Raw genomic sequence first — 12,383 nt, 5'->3', positions numbered from 1 at the left:
AACGCTTTGATACAGAAGAGTAATATGAACATAACGCAAATTTTTCGTCGCCTGACTCCCCGTCAGTTTGGTCTGTTAACCGGTATCATTTGTATTATTGCACTGTTCTCTGTTTTGCAGATTGCATCCTCGCTTATGCTCTCAGCCTCTGTCAGGGACGCGCAGATTAATGAACAGCATAATCAGCAGGTGCTTTTGCAACAGTCGAAGATCGATGAAGCAAGGGTGGCGTTGTTATCTGCCAGCGACTTACTTAATCGTGCTGGCGTTTACTTTATGCAGGATGCGGCTACCGGCTCGGAAGGGAGCTGGCGCCCGTTAATGGAAGAGGCCCAGCATGCGTTAACGCAGTCAAAAACGGCATGGGATGCCTGGCTTGCAATGGATCCGCATCAGCCTCCCGACTTGATGGAGAGCTATCAGCGTTTTTATAGCGGTATTCAGGAGCAGGCCGATGGATTAATGCAATCCAATAGCATTGATGCGTTTTTTGCCGTGCCTGTTCAGGCGTTTCAGACAGACTTTAATGAAAATTATGCACGTTTTCAGCAAGACAGTTTCCAGCAGACGGAAAAAGGGCGAGAGCAGCTGTTGACCAGTCTTGAACGTTTACAGCACCTCTTTTTATTTATTCCTCTTGTGCTGGTGGTGATTGCGGTACTGGTCTGGCGCAGTATGTCCCGCTGGGTAATCGCGCCACTGAGACGACTGATCGATCATATTGATGTGTTAGCGGCTGGCGATCTTTCCCGTCCAGCCCCCCAGGTGAGCCAGTTTAATCGTGAAGTGACACAACTGAGCTCACGTATCGACGCGATGCAGCAGGGGCTACGGATTCTGGTGCAACAGGTGAATGACGCTACGACCTCAATGGTGGGAAATATCACTCAGCTTACGCAAAGCAATAAACAGTTATATCAGCAATCCGCGAAACAGAGCGATGAGCTAAATACGGTGACATCACATATTTCGTTTCTGGAAACACATGTCGAGGATAACAGTGGGTTTGCTCAACTGGCGAATCAACGCGCCGTGCAGGCGCGGGATATTGCTGCGGGTGGCAACCGGATGATGGCAACGGTAAATGCGTCGATGCAGGCAATTGTTGCCCGTTCATCAGAGATGCGCGGGATCATCTCACTGATTGACAGCATCGCGTTTCAGACCAATATTCTGGCGTTAAATGCGGCGATTGAAGCTGCGCATGCTGGTGAACAAGGGCGTGGATTTGCGGTTGTTGCAAAAGAAGTTGGGTTGTTGGCGAGAAAAAGCAGTCAGTCCACGCAGAATATTCAGGCGCTGATTCATCATTCCTTAGCGGGTATTGACGAAGGATTTCATGCGGTGAACGGACTGGATGACAACTTACAGCAGGTTATATCGCTGGTGGAAAATCTTGGCGCCTTACTGAATGATATTTCTGCTGCGACGATGAATCAAGGAACCCGTATTCACGAGTTGACCAGTCAGCTTCAGGCTCTGAATAACGAAGCCCGACAGACCAGCGATCTGGTGAACGCTGCGTCTGATTCCTCCTTACAGTTACATCATGAATCTCATCAGCTTATGCAGGCCGTTGCCAGATTCCGTCTTCCGGCCTGACGCTGTGTATTCAGCTCTGTTATACTCGCAGGCCTTTCATACCTGCGAGCAAGGAGCATGTTGTGGCCAGGGCCATGGACAATTCAATTTTAGAGACCATTGTGCAGCAGGTTCGTCCGCTGATTGGTCAGGGAAAAGTTGCCGATTATATTCCTGCATTAGCCTCTGTCGATGGCTCAAAACTGGGTATTGCCATTTGCACCGTTGATGGTCAGCACTATCAGGCGGGGGATGCGCAAGAACGTTTTTCTATTCAGTCGATTTCAAAGGTGCTTAGCCTGGTTGTCGCAATGCGTCATTACCAGGAAGACGAGATCTGGCAACGTGTTGGCAAAGATCCTTCCGGTCACCCGTTTAACTCGCTGGTGCAGCTGGAAATGGAGCAGGGTATACCACGTAATCCCTTTATCAATGCCGGGGCATTGGTGGTTTGCGATATGCTGCAAGGTCGCCTGAGTGCGCCACGGCAACGAATGCTGGAAGTGGTACGTGCATTAAGTGGCGTTTCAGATATTGCTTATGATACGACGGTGGCACGCTCTGAGTTTGAGCACTCAGCCCGCAACGCGGCAATTGCCTGGCTGATGAAGTCCTTTGGTAATTTTCATCACGATGTGACGACCGTTCTGCAAAATTATTTTCACTACTGCGCGCTGAAAATGAGCTGTGTGGAGCTGGCGCGCACGTTCGTCTTTCTGGCGAATCAGGGGCATGCCTTTCATCTTGCGGAGCCCGTGGTCACGCCGATGCAGGCGCGGCAGATTAACGCGCTAATGGCGACCAGCGGTATGTATCAAAATGCCGGGGAGTTTGCCTGGCGGGTAGGTTTGCCGGCGAAATCGGGTGTCGGTGGTGGTATTGTGGCGATCGTGCCGCATGAGATGGCGATTGCGGTCTGGAGTCCGGAACTGGATCCCGCAGGGAACTCGCTGGCGGGTATTGCGGTACTGGAACAATTAACTCAACAGTTAGGGCGCTCGGTTTACTGATGAACACGCTCGACTCGCTTTTTGCCCGACTGGCGAAATCGACTTTTCGATCGCGGTTTCGTCTCGGTCAGAAAGAAAGACAATATTGTCTGGAAAAAGGTGCGCCGGTCATTGAACAACATGCGGCCGATTTTATTGCTAAGCGCCTGGCTCCCGCGCTCCCGACCAATGACGGAAAGCAAACGCCGATGCGTGGACATCCGGTGTTTATCGCTCAACATGCCACGGCGACCTGCTGTAGGGGATGTCTGGCCAAATGGCATGATATACCTCAGGGGCAACCGTTGAGCGAGCAACAGCAACGTTACGTTGTCACTGTTATCTACCACTGGTTAGTGCTGCAAATGAATAAGCCATAGATAACATAATCCTATGATTCGACTCCTTGTGTTATGTAATTGTTAATTGCAGTATGAAGGGGTCAATCTAAGGAGACTAAATGGCTACCCACACCCCCTGCTTTATACTGAGCGCGGAACAGATCCTGTCGAGAATCGAGGAGCTTAGTGATGTCCTTGAACAGTGCGTGAACGATGGCGCATCTGTCAGTTTTATGCTCCCTTTTAACCGCGATAAGTCGCGGCCTTTTTGGACGCGTGTTGCACAAAGTGTCTCTTGTGGAGAACGCATTGTTCTGGGGGCTGAAAATGCGCAAGGGACCCTTGTTGGGACCGTTCAGCTCATTATTGATCAACCCGAAAACCAGCCTCATCGTGCAGACGTTGCCAAACTCCTGGTTCATACCTCTGCACGGCGGTGTGGGATAGCCCGGGAATTGATGAATACACTGGAAATTTGCGCCCATCATGAAGGGAAAACCCTCCTGGTTCTTGATACGTCTACAGGCAGCGCCGCCGAGTTGTTCTACCACAATTGTGGATGGCAAAAAGCAGGGGTAATCCCTGACTATGCAAAAATGCCTGATGGAACAGTGGCCGGGACCACACTTTTTTATAAAACGCTCTAATTTGTCACCGGGGATTGATCAAAACAGGGTTTCATTGTATTAAAGTTTGCTAACCTATTGGACCAATTCAATCAGGTTGTATGACTAATCAAAAAGGGAACCCATTGTGCAAACACTAAATCGTCGCGATTTTCCCGGTGCTCACTATCCTGAACGCATTATTCAGTTTGGTGAAGGAAACTTCCTGCGCGCCTTTGTTGACTGGCAAGTTGATCTGCTGAATGAACATACCGATCTGAACGCTGGTGTGGTCATTGTTCGTCCTATCGAAAGTACTTTTCCGCCGTCACTGAGTACCCAGGATGGTCTCTATACCACCATCATTCGTGGTTTGAATGAAAAGGGCGAGGCCGTCAGCGATGCCCGTTTAATTCGTTCGGTTAACCGCGAAATCAGCGTCTATAGCGAATACGATGAGTTCCTGAAGCTGGCGCATAATCCTGAAATGCGTTTTGTTTTCTCTAACACCACGGAAGCGGGTATTAGCTACCACGCGGGTGATAAGTTTGATGATGCGCCGGCTGTGAGTTATCCGGCAAAACTGACCCGACTGCTGTTCGAACGCTATAGCCATTTCAACGGTGCGCTTGATAAAGGCTGGATTATCATTCCTTGCGAGCTGATTGATTACAATGGTGAAGCGCTGCATGAACTGGTTTTGCGTTATGCTCAGGAATGGGCGTTGCCGGAAGCATTCGTACAGTGGCTGGACCAGGCAAACGCATTTTGTTCTACGCTGGTGGACCGTATTGTTACCGGTTACCCACGTGACGAAGTTGCGAAGCTTGAAGCTGAACTGGGTTATCATGATGCGTTTCTTGATACCGCAGAACACTTTTATCTGTTTGTTATTCAGGGGCCAAAATCATTAGCCACTGAACTTCGCCTCGATAAATACCCGCTGAATGTTCTGATTGTTGATGACATCAAGCCGTATAAAGAGCGTAAAGTCGCCATTCTCAACGGTGCGCACACAGCCCTGGTACCGGTCGCCTGGCAGGCAGGGCTTGATACCGTGGGTGAGGCAATGAATGATGCTGAGATTCGCGCCTTCGTTGAGAAAGCTATCTATGAAGAGATTATTCCGGTGCTGGATCTGCCGCGTGATGAATTGGCTTCATTTGCCAGCGCGGTGACCGGCCGATTCTGCAACCCGTACATTAAGCATCAACTATTGTCGATTGCGCTTAATGGCATGACCAAATTCCGCACCCGTATTCTGCCGCAGTTGTTGGCAGGGCAGAAGGCCAGCGGCCAACTGCCGCTGCGTCTGACATTTGCCTTGGCAGCCTTGATTGCTTTCTACCGTGGTGAGCGTAACGGTGAATCTTATCCGGTTCAGGATGATGCGCATTGGATGGAGCGTTTCCAGGTGTTGTGGGCTCAGCATCGTGACCGCCAGATTACTACCGAAGCGCTGGTCAACGCGGTATTGGCCGTAAAAGATCACTGGGAACAGGATCTGACACAGGTTCCCGGGCTGGTCGAACAGGTTTCTGCCGACCTGGATTCTATCCTGGCGAAAGGCATGCGCGAAGCGGTTAAGCCACTGTGCTAATACGTTAACCCGGTTCAGACCGGGTTTTTTTATCGTCCTTATTTAGTTACAACATACAATATAACTTCTAAAAATGGAGCACACCTGTAGCTTCAATGCCCACTATGGTCAGCAGGAAAAGATGTTTAGATAATGTTGCTATAAGCTTGCAACATTGATCGCGATCACGTTTAATGTCCCGGCTTTCACATTTTCCGAAGATAACCATGATCGTTCGCCCCCAACAACACTGGGTACGCCTGATATTCGTCTGGCATGGCTCAGTATTATCCAAAATCTTTTCACGCTTGCTGCTGAATTTCCTGCTCTCCATTGCCGTTATCATCATGCTGCCATGGTATACGATGCTGGGTATCAAATTTACTTTGGCACCGTTCAGCATTCTTGGTGTCGCAATTGCAATCTTCTTAGGCTTTCGTAACAACGCCTGTTATTCGCGCTATGTTGAAGCCCGACATTTATGGGGGCAGTTGATGATTGCTTCCCGTTCGCTTCTGCGTGAGGTGAAAACGACCTTACCAGACGATGCTGAACTGGGACAGTTCGTTCGTTTGCAAATCGCATTTGCCCATTGCCTGCGTATGACTTTACGTCGACAACCGCAGGCGGAACCCCTGGCGAAATATCTCAGCGAGAGCGATTTACAGACCGTTTTTGCGGCTCAATCACCGGCCAACCGCATTCTGCTGATGATGGGGGAGTGGCTGGCCGTTCGCAGGCGAAATGGGCAGCTATCTGATATATTATTTCACAGTTTAAACAACAGGTTAAATGATATGTCAGCAGTGCTGGCAGGTTGTGAGCGTATCGCGAACACACCCGTTCCGTTTGCTTACACCTTAATCCTGCATCGCACGGTATATCTGTTTTGCATCATGCTGCCGTTCGCGTTAGTGGTGGATTTACACTATATGACACCGTTCATCTCGGTGCTTATTTCCTATACTTTTATCTCGCTCGATACGCTAGCCGAAGAACTCGAAGATCCGTTTGGTACAGAGAATAATGATCTGCCACTCGATGCGATTTGTAACGCGATTGAAATCGATTTGCTGCAGATGAATGATGAAACCGTTGTGCCGGCGAAACATATGCCAGATAAGCATTACCAGCTGACATAGCATCCGGTAGAGCTGGTAACACGACCAGCTCTTATTGTTTCACGGAAGGAATAGGTAAGACTTGATGCGCCGGTGAGTGCGGTTTTAGCCGAATTCTCTTTGCCACCACGCAGGCTGCATATCGGTAAATGAATGAAACTCGGGGGCCAGATCTTCATCATTGGGATCATCAAAAACGCCCGCTAATAGCGCTATTACCGGAGCATCATCAATGGCACCAACTGAACTTCCGCATTGAGGGCAAAAAGCGCGACTGGAGGTTTCTGAAGAACGCCAGGTAGTCGGTTTACCCGCTTTTCCCGTCCATTCTACATTTTCAGCATTAAATTCAATCCAGACGACGGTTGGTGCACCGGTATGCTTGCGGCAAATATCGCACGAGCAGGTATGCGAATTATTAGGGCTCGTCGCGGTAAAGCGAACAGAGCCACACAGACAACCGCCAATGTAGATTTTAGACATGACAACCCCCCGTCAGTAAACGTTCTCAGACACTAGCAGATGACTGGCTTCATCACTAGATCCTCATCGTAAAAAGGCGAGGGCGCGCATGGGGAATTCACAATAATTATCAGCCCCTGGTATAAAGAGGCTGATACCAGGAGGTCAGTGCTTAAGAATTGTGTTTAGCAACGATAAACAACCGCGGAAACGCCAGCAGTATTTTCCCATTCTCTTGCAGTGGATATTGCTCCTGCAGCAATGCATGATAACGCGCCAGATAGCGATGTTGTTCGCTTTCACTCAGCTCCTGCAACCAGGGACGCAACCCCGTCGAACTCACCCAGTCGATAATTGACTGGTGTGAATCCATAACGTGATAGTAGGTTGTACGCCAGATATCAACATCGCAACCCATGTCAGTCAAAATATCATAGTACGCATGCACTCCGGGAAGAGGCGCACGGCCGCGATCGGGGTAACCCAGTTCATAGGCAACTTCACGCATCAGAACATGCGTTGGCTCCAGCCAGTTATCCGGCATTTGTACAGCCAATACGCCATCTTTCCCCAGCAGAGAGACCAGGTGGGGGAACAGCTGATAGTGATCGGGAACCCATTGCAAAGATGCGTTTGCATACAACAGATCTACGGGCTCTTCTGTCTGAAATGCGCTAATATCCGCTTCGATAAAATGACAGCCAGGCAACGCGTTACGCGCTTCGCTCAGCATTGCCGGCGAAGAATCCACGCCTGATATTTGCGCTGATGGCCAACGTTGATGTAGCAATGCGGTGCTGTTACCCGGGCCGCAGCCGAGATCGACGACTGAGCGGACATTCTCCAGCGCGACTCTGCTGAGTAATTCAGCTGCGGGTCGCGAACGTTCGGTTTCATATTGCAGATAGAGCGAAGGGTTCCAGTCAGCCATGTTTCTGTATCCTGTATGCGATGAAATAGTATGATTCTGAGCCAGCAATTTCCATCACGCCCTCAGAATCAATGATTCTTGTTCCTTCCCAGCATAGTAAGTGTAGCTTTAAAGGGTAAAAATAGGACAAATCGTATTACAAAAGATAATAATTCATAATCTTTCTTATACTTCTTTTGCTTTCTCTTCAGGATCGCGATCTCTCTTTGGGCATTCAAAAAGCTTCTGACATAACATTCACCATTATTATGGTTGTCGATAAAGTCATCACCGTAGTTGCTCTCATAGAGGCTTATGCAGTATTTTATTTTTTCCTTAATAGATTCAATGTCATCAAATTGAATCCAATATTCAGATAATAAATATGCTATCAACTTCTCCTGGAAAACAGACATGGTACTGTGTGTATCATTCAAAAATATCGCATCGAAATCTTCTAAGGCTTCAATTTTATGTGTAGCTTCGTACCATTCGCTTCGCCCAAAGCAATAAACTGGTTTACCGAAAATCAAGGCTTCAATGCTTGTACCAGAATTACATGCGATAACGGCAGAACTCCCTTCAATTAATTCGTGGATATTAGCATCAACAGACAAAACATTCTCGTTGGTTGCTAATAGATACGCAATCTTGGCATCAACACCTCTGGATTTACACATCGGGTGGCGTTTGATTACCAACTTTCGATTTGTCTTTTTAGCCAATGCCGCAACATAGTCTAATGCCTCCATGGCGCTGATGTTCTCATGATCGGTAACCGAATCAGAGTTGACCTGCATGGGGAAAAAAAGGTAATTCGAGGGTAGAGCAACGTGGTTATGTGGTTGTTGATGCTTGGAGAGTTTTGTCTCCCTGAAAAATTCCCGCTTCTCGCCAATGATACTTTTGGCACTGTCGTGATCTATTTTATTTATTTTATCGATATATGAACTGAAGTTAACACAAATATCTGCCCATCCCGAATATCCATTTTTATCTACAGAGTACAGTCCATATATAGGTGATTATTTTATCGAGAAAACATTTTTGTCATTATTATATGAGTGGAAGGAGAATGTAATAGAGTCTTTAATTGCCAGTCTTTTAAGACCATAACAGGGAAAGCTAACTGGATTCAGTACTACTTGTAATTGTTCATCATGGAGACAAGATATAAAGTTACCAATAAATTGTCGATGAATGCCTTCACTCTTACCTAGCCATTGTGGTAAGTCAAAGTAAAAACGATTTAAATCATTCATCATAACTCCACGTGATTAATGTAATTAAAACTTTGGGTTAGGCTAATCTTTATTTGGCAGTCGGCTGTCCGCTAAACAGTAACGATTATCATTAAAAGTATGCAGGTATTATATTATTTTCATAGGGTCAATACAATCCGGTACTCTTGAATAGAAGTGGAGACAGAAGGGGGATATCGATATGACATAGGCCCTACTGGTGCCGATGTCATATTCAGAAACAAGTATGCTGATTAATATATTTCCCCACATCAACAACTTTATTTGTATCGGGGTCAACATTGAGTACTATAAACCGCATTTGTGGGCAGAACAGTTCCAGGCTTTTTTTACTGCATTCCGTTTGTAACCATTTATGACTGCCACTTTCGGTTTGTACCTGATTGAGGTTTGTATCCTTACTGCACACAAAACCATCCACGATTGCTTTTTGCCTTGCAGCATCCAGATTCAAGCCAATAACATTTAGCTCATCGACGTCTTTGTCATGTGAGCTGGCAGAGACGCGGGTCAACGCACAACCGGTCAGTGTGAATGAAAGAACCAATAGAAACGCGACGCGTAAGATAGCGTTGTCATTTTGATGAACATGGATAGTTCTTTGCATTGTGCTGTAGGGTCCGTTGCTGTGAAATTCCAGGGCACAGGTTTGTGTCGTACCTTGTGGTTGTACGCGAAAAGGACTGAGTGAGCAATTGCAACGTCAGCGATTTGACGTATGCGTAAAGTATATGGTTTGAATGGTAGTCGGTGAACAGCCTGAATCCAGGAACAACGCTGTCAGGCGTTATCAATGACCAGCACAATGATGAACCCAGTATGGCAGATTTCACTTCTCTCTATCTGTGTCTAGCCAATGTTGAAATGTCGTGCTGAAAACAAAGCTGACCTGACGTCAGTGGAGAGTCTGGACAATGCCTTTTTAAGGTTGAGTCAGGCTTTGGAGGAAGAACGTGGTTGCCAGGTTTTCTCGGCTATCATCAGTTTACGTACGGTCTCTTTTGAAATCCGGACACCGTATTCTGTGGTCAGAATTCGCCAGATGGCTGACGGATTCATACCCCGGCCGCGTGAGCGAATAAGCTGCAGTGCCTGATCTCTGATGGTGGTGTTTAACTGATGATTGCCGGGCTTTCCACGGCGCCGGCTGACCAGACCGGCTGGCCCCAGCTCGCGATAGCGCTTAATCAGGCGGGAGCACTGACGACGGGTGAGCTCCATGGACTCTGCCACTTCTGCCAGCGTGATTTCCCGCGCCATATAGGCTTCAATCAAATCCAGGCGTAGCGCTTCGTGAAGTGTCAGGAGCACTGGTTTGTTGTCGTCCATTTTTCTCTCATCTGTCGGCCATATCAGATCCACAGGTGAGGGAAGGGCTCATCGCTTCAGGCTGGGGATAAAATCCTGCGGACTGGCCAGCACCGGGTTGATCGCCCTGAGCTCTTCCAGTGCACGCTCCTGAGCGCGCCTGCGGGGCATTTTTGTACTGCGCATTCGCTTTCCTTCAGCCTCCAGCTCGTCCTGTTTCTGCTGTGCCAGCCTCAGAACGGCACCCAGTCGTTTGTTATCAACAACCGCCCCCTGATCAACGCAGGTCAGTTTATCGAAAATCTTATAACCCAGTGGCCGGTGCTGATGCCGGAAAGTAATGCTTCCGTCAGGGTAATCATAAACGGTAATTTTTTCACCTGCTATGCGCGTATTTTGTTCGGTGGGTTCAATGATATACATGACTTTATCATACTGAAAAGTCAGTGCTTTCGATAAGGTCCGTAGCTCCTGCCAGGCGAAGATATCATTCAGCTCCAGTGGACTCTGTGTGACCGCACGGTGCAGATCTTTAGGGTATTTTGCCGGCCGGGAGAAACGACGGTTAAAATCAGACATGAAATGTTCAATCCACTGATTGGCTTCAGCAACCGAGCTGATGTTCTGCAGGCGCATCTCTTTAATCAGTCGATCCTGGAGCGTTTTATTTACCCGTTCCACGCGACCTTTTGCCTGGCTGCTGTTGGCACAAATCAATTCGATCGCCAGTTCCCGGAGAGCCCGTCCGAACTGGGTTGTGCCGGTACGTCGGCTCTCGGGTCCGCTGACCCTGAACACCGCATGCTTGTCGCTGTAAAATGCGACAGGTTTACCATGTTTATCAATGTATTGCCGGGTAGCCATCATGTAGTCAAACGCGTTTTCTGAATCACAGAATCGCAGGTGCATCAGGCGACCTGTGGCGTCATCCATGAAGACCAGAAGACAGCATTTTGGGGCTCTTCCTTCGAACCAGTCATGGTGAGAGCCATCGATCTGAACCAGTTCGCCGAAACAGTCGCGACGATAGCGCGGCTGGTAAACCCGGGTTCGCCGGCGGGAATGAGGACGCCAGAGACCGTCGGCTGTCATCCAGTTACGGATGGTTTCAACGGAGAGATATATATGATGGCGTTCAGCCAGTTTTTCGGTTGCGAGCGTTGGGCCAAAATCTGAATAGTGGCACCGGATCAAATCCAGGGCTTTACAGCGTGTTTCTTCATCGATCCGGTTGTTTGCAGGACGTCCACGGCGGGAAGATGCAAATGCGGTTGCGCCATCTGTCCGGTACAGACGCACAAGACGCTGCACCTGACGAACACTGAGCTTAAGTATGTCTGCTGCGTCGCGCTGAAGCAAAGCCCGGTCAAATACTCGCTGAATGATGCCAAGCCGGTAAAGTTCTTTGTCTGTCATAGTCACCAACATAAGATCGCGGTCCTGTGCTGAGCAAAATGAAGGCTTAGCGTACACGACGCGTGTGAATTGTGCTGAGACGACAATAACGCTTTGTGCTGACAATCTGAGTGCGCATAATGTATATTATGTTAAATCAAATCAATGCGTACCTGACTCATAACCCTCTACGGGTTCCCCCCATTACAAAATACTCATAGAAGGCCCGGCCTTGTCATCAATGGCATGCACCATGATGGCCTTGATACCCACTTGATCAGCTAAGTTAGAAATGCGCAATACAACATCATTAAGCAGCCATTTTCCAAAACTATGACCTTGCGTACAGACATCATTAGCCTGGCCGCCGGGAATAGTCACTTCGCCCTTCTCTTTCGCCTGTTTCAAGTACTGCGCGCACATTGCTGGCCTGGTACTCATTCACCGTGCTATGCCAGTTTATACCATTGCTGGTCGCCTTGCTTTCTTGTAACCTTGCGCTCGTGCAACTGACAAAATCTGGAACCACCGAACTGGACTTCATATGAATGCTCACATTTCTAAAGACCCCTTACATGGCGTGACGCTTGAAATGCAGGTCAATGCCCTGGTTAATCGTTATGGTTGGGCTGAACTTGGCCAACGGATAAACATTAACTGTTTTAAAAATGAACCGAGCGTTAAATCCAGTTTGAAGTTTCTGCGTCGTACGCCGTGGGCGCGAGCAGAAGTTGAAGCACTGTATCTTGATTCTCTGTATGACGTTGCACCAGAACCCACTGCTCCTGCTATTGATCCCTGGGCTAACAGCCGCAACAAGAAAAAATAAG

General features: G+C 48.3%; 13 protein-coding genes and 1 pseudogene. 7 read left to right on the top strand and 7 right to left on the bottom strand.

Going from position 1 to position 12,383, the window contains the following annotated elements; translation table 11 throughout:
* The first annotated feature begins 24 nt into the window (after positions 1 to 24).
* The 6 genes from SK32_RS05570 to SK32_RS05545 all read left to right on the top strand — a co-directional run bounded on the left by SK32_RS05570 (position 25) and on the right by SK32_RS05545 (position 6,237).
* Complete coding sequence (locus tag SK32_RS05570) at positions 25 to 1,602, top strand: methyl-accepting chemotaxis protein (protein WP_048211681.1); 1,578 nt, start codon at positions 25 to 27, stop codon at positions 1,600 to 1,602.
* Between the two features lie 62 nt (positions 1,603 to 1,664).
* Positions 1,665 to 2,591, top strand: coding sequence for a glutaminase B (gene glsB, locus SK32_RS05565; protein ID WP_048211680.1), 927 nt, complete (start codon positions 1,665 to 1,667; stop codon positions 2,589 to 2,591).
* Positions 2,591 to 2,950: a DUF4186 domain-containing protein gene (locus SK32_RS05560; protein WP_048211679.1), complete on the top strand. Its 360-nt coding sequence runs from the start codon at positions 2,591 to 2,593 to the stop codon at positions 2,948 to 2,950. Before glsB ends, SK32_RS05560 begins: the two co-directional genes overlap by 1 nt.
* An 80-nt stretch (positions 2,951 to 3,030) precedes the next feature.
* A complete protein-coding gene (locus tag SK32_RS05555; protein WP_048211678.1) occupies positions 3,031 to 3,558 on the top strand; it encodes a GNAT family N-acetyltransferase in 528 nt (175 codons plus the stop codon).
* A 106-nt stretch (positions 3,559 to 3,664) separates the two neighbouring features.
* Positions 3,665 to 5,116, top strand: coding sequence for a tagaturonate reductase (locus SK32_RS05550; protein WP_048211677.1), 1,452 nt, complete (start codon positions 3,665 to 3,667; stop codon positions 5,114 to 5,116).
* Positions 5,117 to 5,322: 206 nt separating this feature from the next.
* On the top strand, positions 5,323 to 6,237 hold the full coding sequence (locus SK32_RS05545) for a bestrophin family protein (RefSeq protein WP_048211676.1): 915 nt from the start codon (positions 5,323 to 5,325) through the stop codon (positions 6,235 to 6,237).
* Positions 6,238 to 6,321: 84 nt separating this feature from the next.
* Here SK32_RS05545 and SK32_RS05540 read toward each other — a convergent pair whose 3' ends face one another.
* From SK32_RS05540 to SK32_RS05510, 7 genes and pseudogenes are all read right to left on the bottom strand, one after another.
* Entirely contained in the window at positions 6,322 to 6,699 is a 378-nt protein-coding gene (locus SK32_RS05540) for a GFA family protein (protein ID WP_048211675.1), read from the bottom strand.
* Between the two features lie 151 nt (positions 6,700 to 6,850).
* Positions 6,851 to 7,609 carry a trans-aconitate 2-methyltransferase gene (gene tam, locus SK32_RS05535; protein WP_048211674.1) on the bottom strand — a complete coding sequence of 253 codons (759 nt, stop codon included), beginning with the start codon at positions 7,607 to 7,609 and terminating at the stop codon, positions 6,851 to 6,853.
* A 68-nt stretch (positions 7,610 to 7,677) separates the two neighbouring features.
* On the bottom strand, positions 7,678 to 8,556 hold the full coding sequence (locus tag SK32_RS05530; protein ID WP_269156196.1) for a capsular polysaccharide export protein, LipB/KpsS family: 879 nt from the start codon (positions 8,554 to 8,556) through the stop codon (positions 7,678 to 7,680).
* A gap of 508 nt (positions 8,557 to 9,064) precedes the next feature.
* Positions 9,065 to 9,457: a hypothetical protein gene (locus tag SK32_RS05525; RefSeq protein ID WP_048211672.1), complete on the bottom strand. Its 393-nt coding sequence runs from the start codon at positions 9,455 to 9,457 to the stop codon at positions 9,065 to 9,067.
* Positions 9,458 to 9,783: 326 nt separating this feature from the next.
* Positions 9,784 to 10,179 (bottom strand): helix-turn-helix domain-containing protein, encoded by a 396-nt coding sequence (locus tag SK32_RS05520; protein WP_004143398.1) that lies wholly within the window; start codon positions 10,177 to 10,179, stop codon positions 9,784 to 9,786.
* 48 nt (positions 10,180 to 10,227) lie between these two features.
* Positions 10,228 to 11,574 (bottom strand): ISNCY family transposase, encoded by a 1,347-nt coding sequence (locus SK32_RS05515; protein WP_077253535.1) that lies wholly within the window; start codon positions 11,572 to 11,574, stop codon positions 10,228 to 10,230.
* Positions 11,575 to 11,731: 157 nt separating this feature from the next.
* Positions 11,732 to 11,916, bottom strand: a pseudogene (locus SK32_RS05510) (hypothetical protein); the annotation flags it as partial.
* A gap of 181 nt (positions 11,917 to 12,097) precedes the next feature.
* On the opposite strand from SK32_RS05510, the gene SK32_RS05505 reads away from it, so the two are divergent.
* The gene (locus SK32_RS05505) at positions 12,098 to 12,382 is read left to right on the top strand and encodes a VF530 family protein (protein WP_048211670.1); all 285 of its coding nucleotides are present in this window, start codon (positions 12,098 to 12,100) and stop codon (positions 12,380 to 12,382) included.
* The last annotated feature ends 1 nt before the right edge of the window (position 12,383 follow it).

This window comes from Citrobacter sp. MGH100 (assembly GCF_001034465.1).
In the GTDB taxonomy this organism is placed as follows: domain Bacteria; phylum Pseudomonadota; class Gammaproteobacteria; order Enterobacterales; family Enterobacteriaceae; genus Citrobacter; species Citrobacter youngae.
Note: the sequence above shows the minus strand (reverse complement) of the source record. Positions and strands in the feature narration are given on the sequence as shown.